This window comes from Chryseobacterium sp. PTM-20240506 (genome assembly GCF_048296755.1).
Classification (GTDB): domain Bacteria; phylum Bacteroidota; class Bacteroidia; order Flavobacteriales; family Weeksellaceae; genus Chryseobacterium; species Chryseobacterium proteolyticum.
This window is the reverse complement of sequence record NZ_CP182581.1, coordinates 266,442-290,756: the sequence shown is the minus strand read 5'-3', so window position 1 is coordinate 290,756 and position 24,315 is coordinate 266,442. Positions and strand designations below refer to the sequence as shown.

General features: G+C 33.5%; 19 protein-coding genes. 4 read left to right on the top strand and 15 right to left on the bottom strand.

The features are described 5' to 3' along the window. Positions 1-549: 549 nt before the first annotated feature. The 10 genes from ACNFU2_RS01320 to ACNFU2_RS01275 form a co-directional block, all read right to left on the bottom strand. Positions 550-1,617, bottom strand: coding sequence for an RES family NAD+ phosphorylase (locus ACNFU2_RS01320; protein WP_418123372.1), 1,068 nt, complete (start codon positions 1,615-1,617; stop codon positions 550-552). A gap of 1 nt (position 1,618) precedes the next feature. Beyond that, positions 1,619-2,557: a sce7725 family protein gene (locus ACNFU2_RS01315; protein WP_418123371.1), complete on the bottom strand. Its 939-nt coding sequence runs from the start codon at positions 2,555-2,557 to the stop codon at positions 1,619-1,621. Next, the gene (locus ACNFU2_RS01310; RefSeq protein ID WP_418123369.1) at positions 2,500-3,417 is read right to left on the bottom strand and encodes a sce7726 family protein; all 918 of its coding nucleotides are present in this window, start codon (positions 3,415-3,417) and stop codon (positions 2,500-2,502) included. The genes ACNFU2_RS01315 and ACNFU2_RS01310 overlap by 58 nt, the downstream gene beginning before the upstream one ends. A gap of 73 nt (positions 3,418-3,490) precedes the next feature. Further along, on the bottom strand, positions 3,491-5,170 hold the full coding sequence (locus tag ACNFU2_RS01305; RefSeq protein WP_418123367.1) for a hypothetical protein: 1,680 nt from the start codon (positions 5,168-5,170) through the stop codon (positions 3,491-3,493). Positions 5,171-5,182: 12 nt separating this feature from the next. Beyond that, positions 5,183-8,320 carry a hypothetical protein gene (locus tag ACNFU2_RS01300; protein WP_418123365.1) on the bottom strand — a complete coding sequence of 1,046 codons (3,138 nt, stop codon included), beginning with the start codon at positions 8,318-8,320 and terminating at the stop codon, positions 5,183-5,185. Beyond that, positions 8,317-8,862, bottom strand: a complete 546-nt coding sequence (locus ACNFU2_RS01295) for an ABC-three component system middle component 1 (RefSeq protein ID WP_418123363.1) — start codon at positions 8,860-8,862, stop codon at positions 8,317-8,319. Before ACNFU2_RS01295 ends, ACNFU2_RS01300 begins: the two co-directional genes overlap by 4 nt. Beyond that, positions 8,840-10,219 carry an ABC-three component system protein gene (locus ACNFU2_RS01290; protein WP_418123361.1) on the bottom strand — a complete coding sequence of 460 codons (1,380 nt, stop codon included), beginning with the start codon at positions 10,217-10,219 and terminating at the stop codon, positions 8,840-8,842. Before ACNFU2_RS01290 ends, ACNFU2_RS01295 begins: the two co-directional genes overlap by 23 nt. Next, positions 10,219-11,277: a ComEC/Rec2 family competence protein gene (locus ACNFU2_RS01285; protein ID WP_418123359.1), complete on the bottom strand. Its 1,059-nt coding sequence runs from the start codon at positions 11,275-11,277 to the stop codon at positions 10,219-10,221. The genes ACNFU2_RS01290 and ACNFU2_RS01285 overlap by 1 nt, the downstream gene beginning before the upstream one ends. 639 nt (positions 11,278-11,916) lie before the next feature. After that, positions 11,917-12,225, bottom strand: coding sequence for a hypothetical protein (locus ACNFU2_RS01280; RefSeq protein ID WP_418123357.1), 309 nt, complete (start codon positions 12,223-12,225; stop codon positions 11,917-11,919). A gap of 25 nt (positions 12,226-12,250) precedes the next feature. Further along, on the bottom strand, positions 12,251-12,511 hold the full coding sequence (locus ACNFU2_RS01275) for a helix-turn-helix domain-containing protein (protein ID WP_288462491.1): 261 nt from the start codon (positions 12,509-12,511) through the stop codon (positions 12,251-12,253). 888 nt (positions 12,512-13,399) lie between these two features. Here ACNFU2_RS01275 and ACNFU2_RS01270 point away from each other — a divergent pair. Then, complete coding sequence (locus tag ACNFU2_RS01270) at positions 13,400-14,215, top strand: DUF6597 domain-containing transcriptional factor (protein ID WP_418123355.1); 816 nt, start codon at positions 13,400-13,402, stop codon at positions 14,213-14,215. A gap of 126 nt (positions 14,216-14,341) precedes the next feature. Next, complete coding sequence (locus ACNFU2_RS01265; protein WP_418123354.1) at positions 14,342-14,824, top strand: DUF6265 family protein; 483 nt, start codon at positions 14,342-14,344, stop codon at positions 14,822-14,824. Between the two features lie 53 nt (positions 14,825-14,877). On the opposite strand, the gene ACNFU2_RS01260 is transcribed toward ACNFU2_RS01265, so the two are convergent. From ACNFU2_RS01260 to ACNFU2_RS01250, 3 genes are all read right to left on the bottom strand, one after another. Next, positions 14,878-15,417 carry a DUF421 domain-containing protein gene (locus ACNFU2_RS01260; protein ID WP_418123352.1) on the bottom strand — a complete coding sequence of 180 codons (540 nt, stop codon included), beginning with the start codon at positions 15,415-15,417 and terminating at the stop codon, positions 14,878-14,880. Between the two features lie 143 nt (positions 15,418-15,560). Beyond that, on the bottom strand, positions 15,561-16,304 hold the full coding sequence (locus ACNFU2_RS01255; protein ID WP_418123351.1) for a hypothetical protein: 744 nt from the start codon (positions 16,302-16,304) through the stop codon (positions 15,561-15,563). Positions 16,305-16,510: 206 nt separating this feature from the next. Further along, positions 16,511-18,184 carry a helix-turn-helix domain-containing protein gene (locus ACNFU2_RS01250; protein WP_418124929.1) on the bottom strand — a complete coding sequence of 558 codons (1,674 nt, stop codon included), beginning with the start codon at positions 18,182-18,184 and terminating at the stop codon, positions 16,511-16,513. A 399-nt stretch (positions 18,185-18,583) separates the two neighbouring features. Between ACNFU2_RS01250 and ACNFU2_RS01245 the strand changes: the two genes are divergently transcribed. Then, positions 18,584-19,012: a MauE/DoxX family redox-associated membrane protein gene (locus tag ACNFU2_RS01245; RefSeq protein WP_418123349.1), complete on the top strand. Its 429-nt coding sequence runs from the start codon at positions 18,584-18,586 to the stop codon at positions 19,010-19,012. 284 nt (positions 19,013-19,296) lie between these two features. Further along, positions 19,297-19,611 (top strand): hypothetical protein, encoded by a 315-nt coding sequence (locus ACNFU2_RS01240; RefSeq protein WP_213278946.1) that lies wholly within the window; start codon positions 19,297-19,299, stop codon positions 19,609-19,611. A gap of 48 nt (positions 19,612-19,659) precedes the next feature. On the opposite strand, the gene ACNFU2_RS01235 is transcribed toward ACNFU2_RS01240, so the two are convergent. Together ACNFU2_RS01235 and ACNFU2_RS01230 are read right to left on the bottom strand one after the other, a co-directional pair. Beyond that, positions 19,660-21,054 (bottom strand): RagB/SusD family nutrient uptake outer membrane protein, encoded by a 1,395-nt coding sequence (locus ACNFU2_RS01235; RefSeq protein ID WP_418123347.1) that lies wholly within the window; start codon positions 21,052-21,054, stop codon positions 19,660-19,662. Positions 21,055-21,063: 9 nt separating this feature from the next. Continuing rightward, positions 21,064-24,243 carry a SusC/RagA family TonB-linked outer membrane protein gene (locus tag ACNFU2_RS01230; protein ID WP_418123345.1) on the bottom strand — a complete coding sequence of 1,060 codons (3,180 nt, stop codon included), beginning with the start codon at positions 24,241-24,243 and terminating at the stop codon, positions 21,064-21,066. Positions 24,244-24,315: the final 72 nt, after the last annotated feature.

Sequence of the window (24,315 nt, the reverse complement as noted above, 5' to 3'; positions counted from 1 at the left end):
GATTTTCGCTGTAGCATCTCTGTGAATGGCCTTAAATAGGACATTTGCAAAAAAGTGGTAAAATCCTAATTTAAATTTTACGTAGTAAAACTAAAAATTTTTGTTCAAATCTGCAAGTAAAAAGGTCAAATTTTGAACAAGTTTTTTTGAGTGTTCAAAGCAAGAATTTAATCCTTCTCTTAGCGCCTGAATTTTCTCAGTTGAAATATTTCTAAAAGAAAACGAAGAAAAAAAAATTTAAAAAAAGAAAAAAAGAAAGCCTTTTGAAAATGAGCGTGGCATTCTGTCAAGGTTTTTGGGAAAAAGTTTTTGCGTAGATTTTATACGGAAAAAGTTTTTCTGAAAATCCGGAGGACTTGATCTTGACAGAATTTAGCTGCTGGACTGGAAAGCGAGTTATTTTTGGTTTCTGTTTTTATTTTTGACGGTACTACTGTATATAAATTTTTAAATACTATACTGACTGAAAAGCAACGTTTCACTGCTTTTGTATGTATAAATTTGATTATGTTATTTGGGAATAGCTAGAGAGACTCTTGTTTTAAACCATTAGATATCAACCTCAACTCTTTGATATTCAATATCAAGATTCGTGACTTCTACAACTTCTACACTTATAACATCAAATTTACCCGGATGAAATATAGCTAAATTATAACCATCTGGATTTTGAGCACTTTTAAATTCAATTCCATCAAACCCCATAGATTTGATAAGTTCAGAAATATATTGAGTTGGAAGATAATCTAGCTCTGAATCACTCTTCCTATGTGGTTTCGCTAATTCTTGTTCTAGACGACTTATAAATGGCTGGTGTATAATTTGCTCTTCCAGTAAATCGTTATCTAAAAAAGTAAAAATATCTATTACTTTCGAACTTAGATTAATCACTTGCAAATTTTCCTTAAGCTTAAACTTAGCTACGCTAATATAGTCATACAAATTAGCTCTAACTTCAAACAAGGCAGTTTTGATATCATTTGATAAATACAAGTAAGAGATACCTTTAGGATTAGCACGTCCATCACTAGCTTTACTATTCGGAGGGTTACCCATTTCTGAAATAAGATACCCACTCTTATCAGAGGATATACGTGCTCTATAAAAATTTTTTCCTTTAATTATTTCTTTTTTATAGTGAGCAAAAATTTCTTTTAATTTTTCTAAATCTAAACTATTTTGAAAGTGAAATCTGTTTACAGATTTAATTTCTCGAGAAAAGTTTTCCCAAGAAAAGACCAAAGGCTTTACAATCCTCTCTTCATAATCAGTTTTGTGAAATTTTAGAATGACAGGTTTGGACAAAACATCTGCATAATCAGATGATTCTTCACTCATCATATTAATAAGTAAAGTTTTTGTATTATTTCTAGTAATTAATGTTTGGGTAAATACTTTACCTGGAAAATCTTTTTGAATTTGATTTTCTATTGAATCACCTTCTATCTCATCAACTTCATACAAATCCAACAAACCTTTAAAGAAAATATTCAATTCTTCCGCATTATAAACATTTACCTGTTTAGAATCACAAAAATCGCAATCTCCCTTAGTATTATTTGTGAGTATTATCTGCTTAAGATAGTGACTTTCAAAACAACCGATACAACAATTCATATTACATCAATCGTAAAACCAAATCTATGTGATTCATTAAAGACAATTTCTTAAGAGTTCCCAAACCTGGAAAATGTCCAGTAGTATGATAATCTCTAAAAATAGGAATAGCAACAGAATTGTACCCCGATGTATCACACCAGCTTATTAATTTATCTAGTGCTTCTGCAAATTTACCAGGAACATCAGACTGGTCAGTATTTGAATTTGAAACAAAATGGCGAACAAATATTCTATTTTGAGAATCAGGGTGCGATAGATGTATCGCGACTGCGTACGGAAGGAAACCACTTTCAGAATAATCATTTCCAATTGTCAGGTAATCTGAAAAACCTACAAAACCATCTTCAATATAGTGTAAATGTTCTTCTGAAAAAAAACTTTCAGGAGTATTCAGGTAATCAGAATTTTTATTTTGCTTTCCAAAATAATCGTCTAATTCCACCAATGTACTTCTGTCAAAATTGCGAAAATATCTTTTGCTGGTATTTGCAAAATCAACAACATTAAATTTTATTTCAGCAATCTCTTCATATTGAGGAATTATATCCACAATATTATCATATATTGTTTGGTGAACAATAGTTAGATATTTAGCTAAACTTGGATATTGATTTAAAATTGATAGCATCAAAGTATGGTTTATCATACCATCAAAAATAACTCCTATTTGAAAATCTGTGTAATTATCTAATGCTATCTGAATAGAATTTAAAATGCTTTCAGTGTCTTTAAAAGTTCCATATTGAGGATTGACAATAACAGTGAAATTAATGTTATTATTAACAAGCTCAGTAAGAGTTTTCCGGAAAGTTGATGAATCTTTTACAGGCTCAATTATAGGAGAAATCTTATCTCTGTTAGCAGATAAAATAGAAGGGGTTATTTCTCTAATACCAATGAGTTCAAATTGTTTTCCTCTAATATATGGGTGGTACATAAATGGTTATTATCTAAAAAATTAAACAAATTTTCATACTCATCCTCATTAAGGTCCAACGCATTACAAATAAATCTCAATTCAAACGGTGTTTTATCTGACACAAGTAAATCTGCACGTTTTAGTTTTCTTTTTTTCAAAATATTTAAAACCTGCAAATGGAATGTACAAATATCAATCTCATTTAAAAGTTCATAACAGACTCTAAATATTTTCGTATTTGGAACATCTGGTATAAAACCGAAATTTATTTTTACAAGATGAAGATACTCTTTTTTTCTTAACAATTTGAACAAGCTGTCAAATTCTAAGTTATCATTATTTTTAGTTGCTTTTTTAAGAGTAACTAGCTTATTAGTATTTGTTAATTTAATAACTCCAACATCAGTATTTAAATATTGTTCTAATAGTTTTTTTGATTGCAATGCTCCTGAAACAATATAAACTTCATCAGCTATCTTCTGATAATCCGAAATTTGTTTCTGCAATTTAGAAAAATCATCTAATTCTGTTTTAATTTCAAAAATTCTTGCAATTCCATTAATTAAAAACACATCTGCTTTAGAATCAGCAATCTTAAATTCGTTAAAAGTAACCGTAGTATTCAAAGAATATTTCTTAAGAATTTCTTTGAATACTAAATTTTTATAGATGTATTCGCAACGATAATTATTACTAAGATTCGAATAAATATTATTTAATAATTCAAGGTTTGATGAAGTAGATTTATAAGTCGAATAATGTTTCATAACAATATTATCAAAGGTAGTATAATCGTTTGATACTATCTTTTTAAATACTGATGTCGAAAAAATTTGTGATAAAAACCGCAAATTTGTATTATTCATATTAGTTTGCATTAGTTTCCAAATTTACTAAAATTTTAAAAAACAAATTGTAAGAAGCAATTTCGTGATTATAACTTTTACTTCCTTATTTCAAGAGAAAGGTGATGACTCTAAAGCTTTTTTTCTTTATTTGCTCAAATTGTTCATCAATACTTAAGTCAGAAATTGGAATTTCTCTTATAAAATCAACCAATGATTTTGCTTTAGACATTCTTGGATAAGCAATACTTTCTATATCAGGAAAATTTGGAAATAATCCTTTGGGACGAAACTTCTTTTTCTTATTCGAATATTCCTTAATTATATTAACATAATTGGTCTTATCACAACTTAAAAAATAATCTATTAAACTTGACATATTAATCATTATAATGTCTTTAATATTTTTAAACTTTGTATTCTGGGGTTTTATCTTTCCAAATTCTTTTGTAATGTATGACTCAACTGCTGACTGGGAAAACATTTCATCTGATACAACAATAATCGGATAAATATCTAGAGACTTCTGTTTGTATTTCTTTAATAGCAAGGGGTCAATCTTTTCAATATTTTTGTTCAAATAATCTATTGAATTAGCCAGTTGTAAAATTCCTTTTGCTTTCTTTTTATTTTGAATGAATCTATCGTCTATATAAGATCTTACATATTCAAAACTGTCATTCTCTATAAAATCATCTCCTATAGTATTGTCTTTAAACTCAAATAATAGAATCGAATTGTTATATCGTAAATAGCAATCTGGAAACCCGCTTATTTTTTCTTCATCAAACTTTATAAAAACTCCTTTATGATTAAATGATTTTTCAATAACTTTTCTAAAAAGAACCTTTTCAGAAATTAATTTTGAAATACTAGACTTGTAGTTTGCAAAGGTTAGTTTCTGATTATACTTACTTTTATACAACTGGAAAAGTTGATAGTAGATTTTATAAAACAAATGTTGTAGAAAAAATGTCCATTTCAATATTGCATACTTACCATCGTGATAAAAAAGACAATTCAAACGTAACTCTGTATCTGAAATTGACTTATCAAAAAACTTATTTATTTTTATCTCATTACAGTACTGCCACATCCACTGATTCTCTTCAATCCAAAAACTACCACCAGCTACTGTCAGTATTTTAAAAATCTCAAAAATCCATATATCGGGATATTCAATAGAATTGACTTTATAAAATTCATTTAGAATATCTCTATCATTACAATAATAGTGATGTAGTAATGTTTTGATTTTTAAAAACTCAAAATAGAAATCGCTTTTGGAATAATACTGAATTGTTTTTTTTCCTAATATAATCTGACCAAATTCAGCATAATATTCTTTAGGGATGTCAAGAAATAAATTTTCTTCATTTTTTGACACATACACAACTTCATTTAGGATTAGGTAGGCTTTGAAAAAATGACTTTCAATAAAAATAAAATTTTCTTCTATTTTCCTCTCTTGTAGATAACTATAATTTTCTATTACAATTTTAAAAAACTCAGAATTTGTTTTCTCATTAAAAATCTCATTTTCTCTTTTTTGATTTAAAACAAAAGAAATCTGCTGTATTTCTTTTGATGCCTTCGTTGCAGTACTTGCAAATAAAGATAATATATGGTTGGATGACTTTTGATTAAACAATAAATTTGATGTCTTACACAAAATTAATAGCAAAGTATCGGGGCTGATACCTGCAATTATTTCAACAACACTCTCACTGCTTGAAATTCCAAAAATATTCTTGTAACCTAAAACGATTCTTGCTTCTAAAGGCATTAAGAAAATATATTAAACGGGTTGTTTTACTTTCCCAAAAGTTTCGAACTCTATAAATTTAGATTTAAATAACTCATTAGGAATTTTTTTCTGTAATAATAAATGAAAATTCTCTTCGTGTGTAGAAACTATCAATTGTTTCCCTAGTGATAAGGTAATTCCACGAAACAAATCAATAAATGACAGAATATTTATGCTATCCATTGATTGAATTGGGTCGTCTATAAAAATACAATCAACCGCCTCCTTTGTTTCTGGATTTTTTGTTTTTAAAGCTCTTGCCAAAAATATGCTTAAACTTAAAATGTTTACTTGTGCAGTGCTGAAATACAGAGCTGGAACTGATCTTTCTACTTCACCTTTATCATTTACTTTTGTAGTATATATCTGTAATCGTGGTTTAGAATCTGCAAACTCACACTTAAATTCTATTGCTTGATAATCAGGATGTGGATCTATCTTTTTATAAATTTTATTAATCAATTCTGTGTAGAAAAATTCATCAATAGTTTTTGTAAGGTATTCTATGAGATTATCTTTTTCATTATTCAACTGTATCTCTGCATTATTTAGATCGCTTAGGTTATTTCGGTAATTTTTAATCTTATCTTGGATTTTTTGAGAAACAGTTGCATTAAGACAGTCATCTTTTAGTATTTCAATAATTTTATACTTTTCGATTTTATCTTCTATAATCTTTTGAGACTGTTTTTGTTTTTCAATTAAATCAAAAAACTCTTTTTCAATTTGAGATTTATCCTTATCATTCAATTCTATATTAAACTCTGATTTTATAAAGCTTTCGTAACTTTCATACACCCTTAAAATTAATTTTTTTGCATCATTAATCTGCTGGATTCTATTGTTGTATTCCTGTTTAGATAAATTGTGATTGGATAATTCTATGTTTAATTGATTTAAAGAGTCTTCAAATTCCTTTTTTTCAGTTATGAATTCAGTTATAATCTTCTCAATATCAGATTTTGCGTTTAATAAAATAGCCTTATCAACCTGATTGTGGTTTAACACGAGGTTAAAATAATCAATAACAATTTTATAATCTTCCGATTTTTGCTGTACTTCAATATTATCACTTAATCGCTTAATATTATCATTATTACCGTTAATAATAACTAGAAGGTCACCAGTCTTTTTATTATTTGTATTTATAAGCTCGGTATTATCATTAATTCCTTTTAAAATCTTTGAAATCTCTTCCTGTATTGTCTTCGCTAATTCATCAGGAATCTGTTCATTACCAAAAAACACTAATATCTCGTTTGTGCTTTCAAGATTATTTTTAAGTTCTTGTTTTTTTTCTTCTCTCTGTAAATTCAATTTTTCTATTTCTTTTTCCAAGTTGTTATAATCATTAGAAAAAGGTTGTTTTAGTAAGGCAAAAGATTTCTTAATATTTTCATTACCAGAAAGCATTTTTTCTTTCAATTCATTAATTTCCGTTTCAAGAGAAATTTTATTTTCCAGATTTTCTTTTAGCTGGTTATCAAAAAACTTGTTTTCTACAATGTTACTAGACAGCTCCTCAAACGAATTATAATGATGATTACAAAGAGGGCAATCTGAAGTATGGGTCTGTGAAATTATTTCCAAACCACGATTTACAAATTCCTTCAGTTCATTATTAAACTGATTTTGAGTATTTATTTTACTTTGTGTTTCAACTAATTGTTTATCTTTTATTTCAAAATTAATTTTAAGATCAAGCTGTTGTGTAATTAAATCCTGATGCTTGGTAAACTGAGCAAATTCTGATAAAAGTTCTAAGTCATCATCAATTTTAGTTTCATAATATCCGAACTGCTCTAAAACTCTTTTCAATTCAAGTAATTTTAGTTCTTTATCGTCAATTAATTTAGATAAATCCTCGATTGATTTTATAATAGATTGATGGTTCTTAGATAATTGTTCTAATTTAGTTTTTTGATTAGGAACTTGTTCTAACTTGATTTGATTTAGATTCAAAGATTCTTGCAGATGGTCATTTTTACTCTTTAGCAAGTTGATTTCTTCTTCAATCAAAAATTTTTCACTTTCTTTTACTCCATTTTCATTTTTGAATTCCGCAATTCTTTTTTCCTGTTCTTCTAATCCTTTTTGTAAAATTAAAAAATCTTCAATTTTCTTTTCAATATCCAGAACTTCTTCTAAACGTTTTCGATGTTCTGAAAGATTTTTATCTGCATTTTCTATTTCTTGTTGAGCCTTATCTCTATTTTCTATTAAGGTGATAATTCGGTTTAGTTCTTTTATCTGATCTTCAAAATTTTCTAATTTCTTTCTGTTATCAACATAGTCTAAAACACCACCTTTCAGTTTATTCTCTCCATTTTCTTCACCGTCTTTCGCCAATCTAATATTATCAATCTGTAATCCGACTTTAGTAAATTCCTCTTCTAAAGTTAATAATCTGACTTTAACATTTCTAGATAAATTGTCGTGCAGTGTTTCGTCAAATGACTCTCTAGTAACATAATCAAGAGTTTCTTCGTTCTTTTTAAGAAAGCTTATTAATTCATTAATTTCATCAAATTTCTTAAACTCTTGATCGTAATCAATTTCTAGTTGAAGTGATTTTTTCTGTTTTTCTATTTCTCCATCAATTCGTACTTTTTCCTGTTTTATATAGTCTAAAACCTTTACTGCCTTTTTATAAATAGAATCATATTTTTTTAAATCACCATCTATCTCAAGAAATCTTTCATAACGTTTTTCAGCCCTTTCTTCTTTTATAAAAGTATCTATCAGATCCTGACTTAATATTTGATTACGAAAATACTCGTTATCAGGTTTAGTTTTTGTGCTGTAAACTTTTCTTTTATTGATTGTATTTTCAAACGTACTTGAATCCGTTTCGACAATTACTTTACCAGATTTAGATGAATTATTTAATAACAAGGGAAGACTATTTTCTTTCCTCATTTTCTCGAAATCATCCATTCTGTCGAATCTTTGAATCTGATGAGTCACACTCCATTCTACCGCATCATAAAAAGAAGTTTTGCCAAATCCATTAGGTGCATAAATAGATGCAAAGTCCATTATCTCGCCATTGGAAGTAAAATCAAAAGTTGAGTTTTCTTCTTTTTCAAATGCTCTGAAACCAGTTATTTTTACACTTTTGATTTTCATTTTTTATTCAATTCTTTAACAATAAACTCTTGAGCTTCTTTATCACCTATAACCTTATCTCCCGTATCTAAAAGTTTCCATAAATCAGTATTTAAAGGAACATATTTAGAAATGTTTACTTCTCTGGTTATATCAACAATTTCTTTCAAATCAGAATTTGTAATATGTTTTATTATTAGTTTGTTTGCTTCACCTTCATCAAATTTTTGCGAAAAATTATCTTCAACTATTTTCCTACTTGAGAATTTATCATTTTCTATTTTATTCTTCAGCTCTTTGGAGGTTTTATCATTTGTCACATAAATAATATACAAATTCCATTTTTCATAAACCGACTCTAATTTTGGTTGATATTTCAACGCTACTTCTTCAGAAATTTTTTGCCATAAATTATTTTCTTCCAAGACAGAAGAATTTGTTAAAACAAAAAATACTGATATATTGACATTTAATTCTACCAATTGAAAATTGAAAGTACAATTTGTATATTTATTGGATAGTTCCTGTAAAATTTCTTGGCTATATTCCGAATACTTTTCCATATTCTTCTTTGAGTTTTATTAGTAATTCATTTTCATTTGATTTTTTGAAAGTCTTATAGTTCTCACTATTTTCAACCAACATAAAATGTTTCAGATATTCAAAATGGATAAAATTATATTTTTCAAATACAAATTCTTTTAATTCAGAAAGAGCATTTGTGATATTATTGACATCAGAGTTGAGTGTTCCATTTTCGTAATTGCTCTTTAGAGAATCGATTCGTGGAATAATGCTACCTTTATCTAACTTGTAATGTTTAATATTTGACTTTATTGGAGGTTTGTTCGTTTTAATAAATACAGTTCCATTCTCTTCTAAACCATCATAATTAGAAACCAAACAATCCTTTAAAAAATCGGTCTCCAACCAATCTGTATCAGTTTTTCTGTACAATAATCTCAAATAGCAAAAGATATCTTCCAAATCACTAATGTTACAAGCCTTATCTTTTACAATATTTATTAAAGTCAAAAACTCTAGCCAGGTAATATAAATCAACTCATCATTTAGCTTTAGCATATCCTTTTCATTAATCAGCAATCTATCCGTAAAATAATCTTTAATAAATCGAGGAGTAATATCACTTGAAAGAACCTCTTCTGTCTTTTGCTTTAAAAATAATCTTGTAAAAGAAATGTCTTCATCATCTATTCCTGCATCAAAGTTAAAAGCAGATTGTTTTAAAAATTTGAAATTGACCAAAAATGATGGAAGTAATTCTGGGAGATTGTGCTGTCTAGTTATTTCAATAAAACGCATAATTGGAACAACTGAAATTTCCCCATTGCAGTCCTCTTCAGGAGTTCTACTTTGTATTCCACATATAGTAAGATAATCATCGTTAAATTTAATAATACCTCCTCCTGAAAATCCAGAAATATCACTATGCGACAAGTGAGCTACTTCAAGCCGGAGACTTAAAACATTTTGGTCGGAAGAAATAATATCTGATATTTTATATTTATTGTATTTATCATCAGATGCTCGTCTACTTTCAGGGAATCCTGCCATATTATATCCATTAGAAGAAGTATAACTGTCAGTAAAAATCTGATTATATCCTACTATATCTGGCAACAATAATATAGCAGCATCAATTGATGACTCAAAGTGTTCAAAATAATTTTCTCCATTTTTGATTTCAATTACTTTTTCCTCATTTTGTGAATCAGCAAAACGTAAAGTGATTTCTTTTTTAACTTCGTTTTTCTTTCTACCTCTTTCGTCTTTAATTTCATCATAGAACACGTGCCTTGCAGACAATACATATGTTTTATCTGAATCAGCAGGTTGAAATAGAGCTCCACTTCCTTCCCCTAAAATAACTGAGTATTTTTTTATATCATTTTCGGTCATTAGTAATTAAATTCATTTTTAGAACTGATTTTAAAATATTCAAAATCGTTAAAATCTTCATCTGTGATAATTTTTGTACCTATATCGTAATTAAAATGAATATTAGCATTTGGATTATTTTTTATAATCCTCGCAACTGTTCTTTTATTTGGTAAACCGTGTTTAGTGGCGTTTGAACTTATTAAATAATTATCGGTCTTAATAATTGACAGCAATTCTGAATTCGTATTATGCTTACTTCCGTGATGTGAAATTTTTATTAGCTCTGCTTGTAAAGAATTTTCTTTATCAATTTCAAATTTATTTAATCCTTCAACTACTACTGATGGATGTGCATCACCTAAGAATAAAAAGTTTTTACCTTCATATTCCATTATAAAAGCAATGGAACTACCATTAGGAATACTTTTATCTTCTTTAAACTTAAATTTTGGTTTAGATTCTTCTTCTATAAAATCTTTCAAAGATGTTTCAAAATCAAACTCTCCACCGCTTGTAAAATAGTCTTCCTCTTTTTTGTATAGTTCTAATAAGTTTTTTAGACTTTTTTTACTTGGGGATAATATTTTGAACTTTAATCCTAAAAGATCAATTTTATTACCTTGTTTGATTATTTTACCATCCCATAATTGATTTTTTGACAGGTATTCTTCAAACTTAATCCCTTGTTTGGGGCTTGTATAAAAATCATTTTCACCTTCTTTAATTTCAATATTTAAATCTTGATTTTCTTCAATAGCTAATTCTTTAGCTATTTCTTTTCCAGAGTTAAACCAAACTTTCTTAATAAGCGTTGGAGCTTCTTTGTCTTTATTCAACCATCTTAATAATCCACCAATATGGTCGTCATCGAAATGAGTCAGAACTAAAAGGTCAATCTTCTGTCCATTACTTTTTATATAATCGATAGCATCAAATAAATCACCTTTTCTCTTTAATTTATTTTCATATGTATCTCCTATGCCTCCATCTATAATTATATTTCTTGGAATGTCATTTTCCTCAAATGAAATCCAAATGGAATCTCCATTAAATGCTTGTAAAAATTTAATTTTCATAGTTTGGGAATTTAGTTTTTTTTATTTGTATTAAATTACGGTTTTCCATAATTGCTAATAAAATACAATAAAACTCTATAAAATTAATCAAATTTCAATATATATTCTGAAATTATAACCAAAAAAATCCCATTAAGGGATTTTATATTTTCTTTAATCAAGTTTCTTATTTCCTTTTATCATTTTTTGTTCCTCATATCCAAACAAATTAAATATTTCTCTCAATCGGGAGAGCAACCGATTGCTGTATTTGGATTTTATTAAGTTAAAGAAAGATTAGTTGCAATGTGTGTTATCAATGCTTTGATTTAAGAATTTTTTGCTTCTTCAGGTAAAACATTTTTTCTACGAAATGTATTTTGATTTCGGAAAGTTGAGGTGTTTTAAATTGTTTGTTAAAAGAGTAAATTCTCCAGCTATACTTACCTTCCTGATATTTCTCAGCGTGTGACAATGGAATTTTTTGCTTTTTCAAATAATGGATTACTTTTGTGTGAAATACGAATAGTTTTATTTGTTAAGTCTTTTTTGTTTATAGAAGTCATTAATTAACACTTGCCAAATCACATTTTTAAATTTTGATATCCAAGCTGTTTATTTCTTGTTCGAGAGCTATCTGCTTTTTGTTATACTCCTTATTTAATTTTTTAACTCCTTATTTCGAAAATCCAACATCACCACCTGACTTCCTACAAACGGATTATAAGAAGGCTGATAAATAATATAGCCTGAAGAATGAAGATTCTTCAGGCATTTATGATAGGTGGCTTTTGAGCGGATTTTACTGATACGCATCACTTCATCGCGGGAAATACTGACCGGATTTCGGAAACGGCTGAAATTCCAGAACTGGAATAAGGCTAAATAGAGGCTGATGTGTGATGGATTAAGCGTATTATCCTGAGCCACCTTTTCATAGAAAGCTGTAAGATGTTTAATATAATTCATAATTTAGTTTCGGTGCTTCGAAATATCATTGCTTATTTTTCAGCATTTCTTCAATGTCTTTGTAATTGTAATATAATGTCCCGCCGACACGGGTGTAAGATAAGCTTCCATTGGTACGGAGGTTTTGCAGTGTTCCGGAGGAGATTTTTAGAAGTGCTTTGACCTCTGACGAACGCAGCCATAATTTCTGCTGGGAAATCTTGATCTGAAATAGATTTTGTAGGTCTTCCAGCAATTCGGTTCTAAATTCCTGAAGGTCTTCTTTGGTGATTAGGTTTACGATCATAACTACTTCATTTTTGTTTTTGACTTAGTTTTCTTCTACAAAGTTGTAGCATTAAAATATTGAAAACAATAGTGTTAGAGGGGCGTGGGCTAAATAAGAACAATCTGGATGATGCAGGAATCTTTTGGAGATTAAAAAAGAATAAATTGGAATCTACTAAATAGTTTACAAAGAAAAAGACGAGTTCCGAAGTCTTTTCCCCTTTTTGCAAAAAAGGCAAGAGAGTCTTGGATATAAAACTTGAAAAGTTTGTATATACAAAGACACATCTTGCTGATTTATATCGCTGATTTTTCAGAGCTCTAAAATGCGACTGAACCTAACTGATTATTAATTAGTTGTATAATTGCTTTTGAAAAAGAAAAAAACAGAAAAGACAATGAAATCAAGGCAGCTCAATTTTTGGGCCGTATCGACAGTATCTGGCTCAAATCCTGCGCCGGGTTAGGGATGACCGTCTTACTTTTTGAGCCAGGTAAGCGTGTTGTGGTAACAATTTTGAGCCGGTTTTCAAAAAGGGTGCTCAATTTTGCGCAGGGATATGAGTTGCTATAGTTTCTTGGATACAGTTTAGCAATATGGCGGTTTAATTTTTGAGCCGCATCGACAATATCCGGCTCAAATTCTGCGCCGGCTTTGGGATGAGCGGCTTACTTTTTGAGCCAGGTAAGCGTTTTGTGGTAATATTTTTGAGCAGGATCAGTGTTGAGTTGCTTAATTTTCGAGCCGATTTTAATCTGACCTGTGCACATTTTGCGCAGATTTCAGATTTACGTGTATTACATCACGCAGATTTATGATAGATGATTCATTAATCTCTTATACTAAGATTGATTATATTTGATTTACTTTGAAGTTTTTAAATGAATAACTTTTGTAAAGAAGCCGATGAATTACCAGACATTTGAACCGGATCGGGACCTGACAGCATTTATCAAATGTTATTGGACATTGGAAAACCCGAAAGAAGAAACGCCTGAAAAACAAACCATCGTTCCTGACGGATGTATGGAGATGATCTTTCATTATGGCGATCTATACAAACAATACCTGGATAATGGGAACAGCATTATCCAGCCCAGATGTTTTGTCATCGGGCAATTGACTCGACCACTTGAGATCGAGCCGACCGGCGAGATAGGAATTTTTTCCATCCGTTTTCATCCCGAAGGGTTTTTGCCTTTTACCACATTTCCTATAAAAGAGATGGAAAATACAGCTGTTTCATTGGAAAAGCTGTTTGGAAATGATGGACTGGGAATTGAGCAACAGATCTTAAATGCCAATTCTACTTCGGAGAGAATAAAGCTCATTGAAATATTTTTACTAGATCGGTTGACTGACCTCGAAACTGTTGACCGCATTGTAAGATCAACTGTTGAAAGCATTATGACAGCCAACGGACAACTCTCGGTTGACGAATTGTCCAGACACTCCAAAGTCAATCGAAGACAATTGTTACGCAAATTTTCTTCAGCCATTGGCCTAAGCCCTAAACAACTATCCCGGACGATCCGATTGCAGGCTGCGCTTCAGATGTTGCTGAATGATCAGTTTACCAGCCTTGCAAACCTGGCTTACGAAAACGAGTACTATGATCAGGCGCACTTTATCAAAGAGTTTAAAGAATTTACCGGATCTACGCCTAAAGAATTTTATGGTACTCATCTTAAGATGTCCTCGCTTTTTTATGGTACGGATTAAACTTGTCCCATTTTTACAATTTTAGGTTTAAAAAATATTGCAACTTTGTTATCTAAACTTTCAGCAAGGAAGTTATCCAGTGTTTGAAAATCGAATAAAACAACAATTATTCAATCAGCTAATATTATGAAAACAAGAGCAAAATTTTTTATTACAATTAGTTTGGCTTTTCTTTATGCCTGGACAATAAAGCAGACAAACGACATTCAAAAAGCGGAATGGCTGATCGGTACCTGGGAAAATAAAACCCAGAAAGGCAGTATCTATGAAACCTGGACCAAAACTGGCAATAATGAATTGTCGGGGAAAAGTTATAGTATCAAAGGCAAAGACACGATCGTTTTTGAAAATATCCGGCTCGTGCAGGAAAACAAAAAGTTATTTTACATTCCAATTGTTAAAAATCAAAATGATGGACTGCCTGTTCGTTTTGCCGCCAAAACTATCTCAGAAAATCAATTGGTCTTTGAAAACCCACAACACGACTTTCCGCAAATCATCGCTTACACAAAAATCACTTCCGATTTATTGATAGCCGAAATTTCAGGAATAAAAAACGGACAGAAACGCAAACAGACCTTTCCAATGAAAAGAGTGAAAAGGTTATAATGTAGACAAGCTTCGGTTAATTCAATAAGTTCAAGTATATAATTGCAAAAATTCTACAGATCGCCCGCTCCCTGACCATCAGGGATATCAAGATCTTCTAAAGAACTTTTACCACCCGGAGTATCCGATTTTTTGATGACACTGATCTCTCCATTGAGCTCGATGACAACTGCTAAAACATCATCCAACCTTTCAATTCCTTCCTGACGCACTACAGCGTTGATCTCATCAACTGTTATGGCCTCGGTGTTCATATTGTCTTTGAGGTATTTGCCTTTATAGAACAATAAACGAGGAGAGGAATTAATCAGGTGTTCCATCTTATCGGATGTACTGGCCAATTTTGCAAACAGGTATTGTAAAGCTATTATCAGAAATAAGACCATTACACCTTCTGCTAAAGGCACCATTGCAAGCATCATATAGGCCAATGTGGAACCCAGAGCGACCGTGACCACAAAATCAAAAGCGTTGAACTTAGCCAGTGTCCTTTTTCCTGAGATCCTGATAAAAAGGAATAAAATGACAAAAGAGGCGATGGTCATCAATGCGACCTGTCCAAGTTTTTCCCAATTTTCAAATAACAAATCCATTTCCTATTTTTATCATTAGTGTTGATAAAATAATGCCAGAAATGACCTGAAATAAAAATGGTCTTCACACAAATGTTTATGGTGCAATCTCTTCCGCCAAAGTTGTTTTTCCGACTCTATTTCAACACGTAAAACTAAGAGTTTTATTTTCCACTCATATTCTGGTCATAAAAATCTGTGAATTTATTGATCAGCTCGTCTAAATTTTCTCTATTAAATTCACCAAAACCTAAAGTCATAATGTGCCCTTCAGTATTATTTGACAAAACACGGTTGAAGTTTTCTATATAAGTATGAGCGTGTCCTTGTAATTGTAATTCAGTATTTATCATTTTCACCCAATGCTTCTCATCTTTATCATCATCTATCGAGTAAGTTAAATAAGGTAGAACAAAAGGAACAAATTTATCATATTGCTTATTTTTATGTGGATTTAAATTGTCATTTGGCCAAATTCTGAAATTTTCAAATAGGTTTAAATTTTCAGATTGAACGATTGTAGCAGTCTCATTTTTTGCAATTTCTGAAATGATTTTCCCTTGGTCTTGAGCGTATAGCCAAAACCAAGCTAAATCCCACGCAGTAGCACCTTTATGATTTATTAAATTATAAGGGTGGAATATTGAATCTATTGCGATATAGCCTTTTCCATCACCAATAGTGTTTCTAATAATTTCTATTAAATCATTATGATTAGAAATTTTTTGCATTGGATTTCCATTAATGAATCCATAAATATAATTCGACGTCCAATTTGATGGTTTATGGTATCCGTCATCAAGAATAGAATTTTCAATGATTTTTTTCGATTGTGAAATTGCGTCATCACTTTCTTTTAATTCATTTTCCTTTTTTTGTTTTGTCTTGAAAAAGTCAAAAAATCCCATATTTATCTCTTATTTAATTATTCTTGAACATTCCAAATATACGCATCGAATCAATATCTACACGATTTCAGCAATTCAATCTTCCTCAATCTCCTTCAATCTCTTGAATCAGAGAAAATCTATGAAATTGATTTAGGCAATTTTAAAATGCAGATATCAGAAAACCTACGATTTGAGGAGTGTTGTAGACATCATCCAAACACAACTTAATTAAGATCTTCATTCGCAGCAAACTTTTCTCTGCACTGATGCTGATACTCTTGCAGCGACATACCATAGATCTCCGAAAACAGTTTTAGAAAGTTGGAGCGAGAGGCAATTCCGCATATTTTGGCAAGAACTTCTGTTTTCTGATGAACTGCTATAGGATCTTCTGCGAGCAATTCGGCGATATACTTGATGCGCAATTCACTTAAATAGCGGTTAAAATGCATTCCTTTTTCCGTGTTAATGTAGGCAGACAGATAATTAGGGTTTGTCCCTACTCTTATTGCAATTTTTTTCAAACTCAGGTTCGGTTTTAAAAACTCTTTTTCGTCTTCAAATTTCTGTAGATTCTTCCGAATTCTGTTGCGAATCTCTGCACTCAATGTGGATTTTGGTGGTGAGACATCAGTTTTTAATCTCTCAATATCAACACCTACACCCGCTAAGACCACATCATATGTTTTCTCGGACTTCTTTTCCAGATAAGTGTTTATAGTGAATATAAGTAAAAACATAGAGAATGTTACAACTCCAAAGAGAATATTCCTGTAACGCTGTGTAATACTCGAATATTCAATATTTATCCGCTCGGCCTCAAACTGTATAAAAAGATGATGTGTGTCTTCTATGTTTATTTTTTCAATTTTGTGGAGGGTATTGGCAAAAGATAAGCTCTCATCTATATTTGATTTTTTACGGGCATCCTCCAGTAAAATCTTATAGTTTTCCGTAAGCTCAGGAAAGAAAAAATGGTATTTCTGATAAAGAGAATCAACTTTTCTAAAAAAACTAAAGGATTCTTGTTCTCGGTGCTGAGCCAATTTATTCTTTCCCAGATAAAAGTAGATCACTGATACCCCGGCAAAGTCATTTACCCTGACCAGTTCCGGAAGTGCACGATTGAGATCGGCAATACTTTGCTCGTAATTTCCTTTACGGAATTTAGAAATGCCTTCTGATTTAAAAAAACAACTCCTTAACTGGACGAAATCTAAATCTTTGGGTATTTCCCTCTTGCCTATTTCAATTAAGCGGTCGGCACTATCATCATCTCCTATTTGCTGGTAGCAATAGATAAGTTGATGTAAAGTATTATAATAGCCTTTGCGCATATTGTACAGGATATCTGGGGAATTATTTTTCAAAATTTCCTGTCTAAAGAATGCAGAACAGGCCTCAAATTGACTGACCGCTTCATTATAATATCCCAGATAACTCTTCATTACACCCAGGTGATATAATATATTATACTTTATGTATGGACTAGTGCTATATCTGGCGTAGGATAACGCTTTTATATAATCATCCAATGCAGGTTGATAGTCTTTAAAAATAAAGTAAGACACAATTCCCCTTCCAAGATAAGCAGAGGCAATAAGATCGTTATTACAACTATGCTGAGCGGAAGTTATTGCACTGTCTGCATACAGCTTTTTACGGTATCCTGATGGCTCAAAATGTAGGGCATCTTGGTATGCATATGTTAATTCGGAATAATTTTTTTCTTTTTTCGCGAGGGCAATTAAAAGGTCAACGTAAGAAAGTGCTGTAGTATCATTAACCTTCTTGTAATCGTACTTTTTTCTGATTTGATGATAGGCCACATTGTCTGTACTCTGCGCAACCCATAATTCCGCAGTGGAAACCAAAAGCAATATAAACAACCTGAACATCTGCACGTTATCTTCATTTTATTAAAACCTTTTATAAAATTACATTATTTTTTATGGAATATCCAACTGTTTGTAAACTACATAACCAAAATAACATCCATTACGGTTCTTATTCACACAAAATAACATTTGATGTGCTGAATAGGCATCATTTGTCTTTTTAAGCACAATATCTAAATCCAACTTATAATCACTTTTATGAAAAAAACTACAGTATACAGCTATGCCGCTCTGGGATTTTGATACAGAGGATCAGTTTATATACTGGCATCAGACATAGGAAACAGGCATCGTAAATCATTTTTTTTGTAGAATTTCTGTTTTACATTTGATCAGTAATGGCAAGAAAAATAGATATATGCTTTACAAAGAAATACTGTCAACAAAAAAACTAATGTCGTGAAATATTTAAAAAAAATAATACCATTTGCGGTAAGCAATTTCTTTGTTATTCTCTTCTGCTATGCAGCTATCAGTAAGATATTGGATTTTGAGAATTTCCAGGTGCAGATCTCAGCATCACCATTGTTGAATGGATTTTCGCAATTCCTGCCTTACACGATAATCATTGTCGAAGTTATTATAGCAGGATTGTTATGCTACCCGAAAACCAGAACTATAGGACTGATAGGAAGCTTTATTTTGATGCTCATCTTTACTGGATATATTGCTAAACTACTAAGGACAAGTAAAAATCTCCCTTGCTCCTGCGGCGGAATTTTGGAGAAAATGAGCTGGAGCCAGCATCTGTATTTCAATATTGGCTGTGTTATTCTTATTGTTATTGCTTTAGGTTTAAATCTAAAATACAGCAGGCCTGCTGAATAAGTATGTTACCGTAATTATTTACGGATGATCGATCGTGACTGAATTTGTAATTAATGTTCAACCTTAAAATTAGGCAGCCGAAAGCTGTTTAACAACCCGAAATTCTAAAATGATTTTATTAACAACAATTTGTTTGAGAATTTGTAGAATAGGATATTTTGGTACGATAAGATTTGTAAATCTATCGGTATAATTAAATGACTTAACCTACTCAATCGTACTTCTCACGCAGATTTCTAAAGTTTTTATGGTAATCTTTTTTGATGTATAAAAAGACCGGAATTATGAAACTTAATCAAATTTTGAAAGCCAATGCGGTAGCCATTGCTGCCGTGATATTCTCAGGGGCGGTGATGTCCTTCAAAGTGATGGAGAAAAAGTCTGCTGACAAACAGTACTTTTACAACAGCAGTGATGTATCAGAAGGTGCATTCGCTGAAGTCGCCAACTGGCAGGAAGGAACAAGCCCATCCTGTATTACTTCTGGAAACAGACCTTGTTCGATGACTGTTCCGGAAGGAAGCAGCCTGAGTGATGTGATCGACGGGCTGACCAATGCCCAGGTTCTAGCGATTCACCCAAGTGAAAGAAGACCATAACTGATCATTTCTTAATAATGCAGGGCTGGAATTTCCAGCCCTGTTTGTTTATCTTGGATTCTGTGGCATTCCGCTCAGCGTAATAATGTCTTCAGGAATGGCTATCGCATAGCGAGGGTCGTTCGGTGGTAACGTATAAGTTTGTCCTTTTACCGTTCTTGTCAGCGTAATATTAGCCCCATCGCGGTTATACCGTTTGAGGTCTGGCCACCGAAGTCCACGGATCAAAAGTTCTTTCCGCCGTTCTTTCAGAACAATATCCAAAGCCTGTGATTGTGAACCGGCAATTATCGGAACATAGGTTCCTGCTTTCCACCTCTTGACAAGCAAGTTATTAAGATAAGCAAGACCTTCCTGGATCTTATTTAATCTCACCTTACATTCAGCCGCCATCAGATACAGCTCATCAGTGGCCACACTTACGAGCGGACCGTTGGCATTATTGTAATAAGCTTTAAAGAGCACCTCGTTCGCCGCATTTTTACCGAAGAATACGGTTTTCCGCAGGTCATTATTATCGTACATCTGGTAAATGTGGTCAGGAATTTTGGCCGGAATCAGATGATATTCATACTTCATCGCTCCCCAGAGCAGAACCTCTTTGTTAAGTTCTGCAACAGGATAATCCGCATTAGGGTTCAGGGAATTAAAATCCATCAGCTCGCTATTGATGTTTAGTGCCGCTTCCGTATTGCTGAGCGCTTTCTGATAATCTCCTATAAACAGATAGGTACGGGCTAACAGACCATAAGCTGCTGCTCTTGAGATCCGCATTCCGGAGATCTGTTTTGATAACAATAGTGGAATGGCCGTTTGAAAGTCACTGATGATCTGTTCATAGGTTTGCTGTACCGTTGACCGCACTGACGTAATATTCATATCCGGATCCAGCCTTAGTGGAAGACCTAGATCTGTACCTGCTGTTTGAGGATTATAAGCCTTACACCAGATCTGCGCGGCATCCAGGTAGCGGAAGGCACGCAAAGCCAACGCCTGTCCTCTGATATTATCAGCCTGCTCGCCGGTATAGTTCTTATCCTTCATATTGAAGAGTACGGCATTACACACATAAATGCTTCGGTAACAGGCTGACCAGTCATTTCCGGAGGAAACCGGAGTAGCTACATTGTCGGGCATCCATGTATAAAGCCGTTTGGAAGCCTCGAAGCTTAATGCATTATAATCTGCATCCGTCAGGTAGTAGTCATCCGAACTGGTCTCACCACTGGATGCAAAATCCACATTCAGAAACCCATAATTGTTGAGTAGCATCTGGTTGTCCTCCAGCTTATCAGGTGTGGCTAGTTTTTGGTCTGATTTTTCGTCCAAAAAATCACTGCAGCTCAAAACGGATAGTATTACCGGTATCAGCACTGATGATTTAAAGAGTGTTTTTATAATGTTCATTGTCTTGATCGTTTTCATATCTCTGATTTTTTTCATTCAATAATTTTAAAATTTAGCTTTTAATCCTAAAGTGTACATTACAGGAGGCTTTACCACGTAACTGCCCAAATTAAAATCAGGATCGATCCCGCTTTTGCTTTCCTGCCAGAGGATTCCCAGGTTGCTGATATTGGCGTAGAGCTGTAAGGCTTTAAGCGGCATTTGCTGCCACTGCTTTTTGCCGATCTCATAGCCCAGGTTGATGTACTGCAGACGGATATGATCACCCTTTTCGATAAGAGCCGCCGAACCTGCATAAAAGGCATCCCGGTTGGAGTTGGTCTGGTACTGGTTGGAAGGCACATCGGTAAACGCCTCATCTCCGGGCTTCTGCCACCGTAGAGCATAATCGCTGTGTCCAACCCAATCTTTAAAAAGGCTCGTGTAATTAATCGAAGGCCTTCTGAAATAATATCCCAGCTTGTAGGTGATCCCTATATCCAAAGTGAATTGCTTATAAGAAAAGGTATTGGTAAATGAACCGTACACCGTAGGAATCGCAGAACCAAAATATTGCAGATCCTTTACATCAGCGCCCATCATCTTGGCGTAATCCTTACTGACCTCGCCGTTTAAATAACCTCTGGGATCTCCATTCTGTGGATCAAGCCCTGCCCACCGGTAAGCGAATATGGAATAGACCGGCAAGCCTTCAATTCCTGAAATGGGAACACTGGACAACACAAAGTTCCGGGCAATGGTACTGCTTGGATAGTATTTTGTCACTTTATCCTTATAAGTGCTGAAATTAGCTGTGGTTAGCCAACGGACTCCTTTATTGATATTGATGGTTCGGAGTTCCACATCAACACCGTTCCCTTCAATACCTGCAACATTCCATATAAGACTTGTCAATCCTATGGTATAATCCAGCGGAACCTGTCCGAAGAGATTTTCTCCTTTTTTACGGAAATATTCCACAGAGCCGGAGATCCTATTGTTGCGGGTCGCAAAATCCAGTCCTGCATTGACCATCCTGACCGTTTCCCAGCGAAGCTGAGGATTATAATAGTTGTCAAATCTTACCATCTGTTCCTGAGTGTAGGTAGAGACACCAAGTATCGCCATTGTAGTTACGGCGACCATCGCAGGGTTGATATTACCATTATAGCCGTAAGAACCTCTTAGCTTGAGTTCAGGTAACCACTTTAGAGAATAGAATTTTTCATTAGAGACATTCCAGGACAGTCCTGCCGACCAGAACGGATTCCACTGGTCATTGGTTTTCAGCCCGAACAGGTTGCTGGCATCTCTTCTGGCACTTCCGGAAATGGTATAGCGGTTATCGAAGGTGTAGGCAGCATTGGCATATATGGATACAAAGCGGTTGTTGGTTTCCCGCAGGGCATTCAGGTTATCAATGAAAGAAGTACCGCCAGTGATCAGCGGGTATTTATTTTTAAAGTCCACCGTACCGAATGAAAGATTATTCGGATCATAGCCATAATATCTGATATTGGCAGACTGGGAATTGGCATCCCGCACTTCTCCGCCGGCAATGGCTGAGACCTGATGTTTTCCAAATCCTCTGTTGAAGTTGAGCTGACCACGGAAATTGTTGATGAGCAGTTGTGAGGTCGTTTTATCTAATATGCTGCCTTTCGGAACGTTATAGGTCAGACTGCCGTTGGAATTGATGACTGTGAACCGGTTGACATAATCTCTTACGTAATAGCTTTCTTCATCATAAAGGCTATTGGATAGACCGGTAGTTCTCTGGTACTGGTATTTCAGATCAGCATCCAGTCCCTTCAGGATCTTGTAGTTCAATCCCGCATTGAGAATAATCTCCGAGCTTCTGCCTGTTCCTGAGAAATGCTGCCAGTCAGTCAGCGGATAGTAGTTCCAGTCCAGTAATTTTCCATTGCCCAATCCCGATTTGTAGCCCTGTTCAAAAGATTTTGAGACAGTAAGTGCATTACCGTTTGCATCCGCCATTTCCATATAGGGAACCGCATTGGTTTTCATAATGATGCTTCCGTAGGCACTTCTTCCGTTTTTGGTCGCTGAATGGGTAAAGAAGATTCCGGTGTTCAGGGTCAGATTCTTCAGAGGTTGCCAATTGTTCTGGAAACGCAGGTTCATCCGCTGGTAATTCTCACCGAGGTTTCCGGTGTTGTCATCATAACCTAGTGAAGAGGTCCACGAAAACTGCGGTGCACCGCCAGCCATACTCAGTGAATACTGCCTGTTTTCCAAAGGCTGGTACATATATCTTTTGAACTGGTCACGGGAATCAATGCCTTTTAGCCGTTCAATTTCCTTCTGAACGGTTTCGTGAGAAAGGAGACCTTTCTTTTCCTTGTTGAGAAGATCGACAACAGGAGACAAAACAGGATGGCTTGATGAATTGATATCGGTGTTATAAAAGTTCTTCTTAAAAAGCTCCTGTTCCACATCGATAAAATCTGCGCTGGAAATCACTTTGAGGTAGTTCAGATCAGGTTTTGGACTTGTCGTGAGAAAGGTATTAAAATCCACCGTGATCGGCTGATTGTATTTTGCTCCCTTAGTGGTAATGACGATGACCCCGTTGGCGGCTCTGGCTCCCCAGATGCTCGCTGCTGCGGCATCTTTGAGAATGGTGATGTTATCAACAATATTGGGGTTGATATTGCTGATGTCGCCTTCGTACGGAAAATTGTCCACCACGATCAGGGGAGCTTTAGGTCCCTGAATCGTGCTGAGTCCTCTTACCATAATCTGCGGCGTTCCCTGTGAAGTCCCACGGCTGATGACAATACCGTTGGCAGTGGCAGCCAAACGGTCAAGGATATTCGTTGAGACTTGGGTATTCAGAGCGGTCTTACCGACGGAGGAGAACGAACCTGTGGAACGTTCTTTCGGTATTTTCTGATATCCCGTGGTCAGTACCACCTCATCGATCTGTGCCACTTTCTCTGACAGGTAAATCCTTAGAGGTTCTTTAATCGGTAGTTCCAAAGAAAGTATCTTTTCTTCGTAACCTTTTCCGAGAATAATCAGGCTGATCCTTTTCTCGTCTGTACTGAGGCTGAATTTCCCGTTTTGGTCTGGTGTGGTAGCGGTTTTGGTGTTTTGTATGGCTACCGTTACGCCTTTTATTGGTAATCGGGTTGTTTCATCCATTACGATTCCCGTAATTATCTGCTGCGCCATTACAGGTAAGGCAAAGCAGATAGCGGGAAACATTAATAATTTCTTCATAGTTTGATATAGTTTTGAGTTAATGTTAATTCAAGTGAATTCTGTAAAATGCCAATGTCAGCATCAGGGATA

Excerpts from the sequence above, each read along its gene's own strand:
- ACNFU2_RS01275 (WP_288462491.1), bottom strand. The coding sequence starts at position 12,511 with ATGATCGTAAACCTAATCACCAAAGAAGACCTTCAGGAATTTAGAACC.
- ACNFU2_RS01265 (WP_418123354.1), top strand. The coding sequence starts at position 14,342 with ATGAAAACAAGAGCAAAATTTTTTATTACAATTAGTTTGGCTTTTCTT.
- ACNFU2_RS01300 (WP_418123365.1), bottom strand. The coding sequence starts at position 8,320 with ATGAAAATCAAAAGTGTAAAAATAACTGGTTTCAGAGCATTTGAAAAA.
- ACNFU2_RS01270 (WP_418123355.1), top strand. The coding sequence starts at position 13,400 with ATGAATTACCAGACATTTGAACCGGATCGGGACCTGACAGCATTTATC.
- ACNFU2_RS01305 (WP_418123367.1), bottom strand. The coding sequence starts at position 5,170 with ATGCCTTTAGAAGCAAGAATCGTTTTAGGTTACAAGAATATTTTTGGA.
- ACNFU2_RS01315 (WP_418123371.1), bottom strand. The coding sequence starts at position 2,557 with ATGTACCACCCATATATTAGAGGAAAACAATTTGAACTCATTGGTATT.
- ACNFU2_RS01255 (WP_418123351.1), bottom strand. The coding sequence starts at position 16,304 with ATGGGATTTTTTGACTTTTTCAAGACAAAACAAAAAAAGGAAAATGAA.
- ACNFU2_RS01320 (WP_418123372.1), bottom strand. The coding sequence starts at position 1,617 with ATGAATTGTTGTATCGGTTGTTTTGAAAGTCACTATCTTAAGCAGATA.
- ACNFU2_RS01310 (WP_418123369.1), bottom strand. The coding sequence starts at position 3,417 with ATGCAAACTAATATGAATAATACAAATTTGCGGTTTTTATCACAAATT.
- ACNFU2_RS01250 (WP_418124929.1), bottom strand. The coding sequence starts at position 18,184 with ATGTTCAGGTTGTTTATATTGCTTTTGGTTTCCACTGCGGAATTATGG.
- ACNFU2_RS01295 (WP_418123363.1), bottom strand. The coding sequence starts at position 8,862 with ATGGAAAAGTATTCGGAATATAGCCAAGAAATTTTACAGGAACTATCC.
- ACNFU2_RS01240 (WP_213278946.1), top strand. The coding sequence starts at position 19,297 with ATGAAACTTAATCAAATTTTGAAAGCCAATGCGGTAGCCATTGCTGCC.
- ACNFU2_RS01235 (WP_418123347.1), bottom strand. The coding sequence starts at position 21,054 with ATGAAAAAAATCAGAGATATGAAAACGATCAAGACAATGAACATTATA.
- ACNFU2_RS01285 (WP_418123359.1), bottom strand. The coding sequence starts at position 11,277 with ATGAAAATTAAATTTTTACAAGCATTTAATGGAGATTCCATTTGGATT.
- ACNFU2_RS01280 (WP_418123357.1), bottom strand. The coding sequence starts at position 12,225 with ATGAATTATATTAAACATCTTACAGCTTTCTATGAAAAGGTGGCTCAG.
- ACNFU2_RS01230 (WP_418123345.1), bottom strand. The coding sequence starts at position 24,243 with ATGAAGAAATTATTAATGTTTCCCGCTATCTGCTTTGCCTTACCTGTA.
- ACNFU2_RS01260 (WP_418123352.1), bottom strand. The coding sequence starts at position 15,417 with ATGGATTTGTTATTTGAAAATTGGGAAAAACTTGGACAGGTCGCATTG.
- ACNFU2_RS01290 (WP_418123361.1), bottom strand. The coding sequence starts at position 10,219 with ATGACCGAAAATGATATAAAAAAATACTCAGTTATTTTAGGGGAAGGA.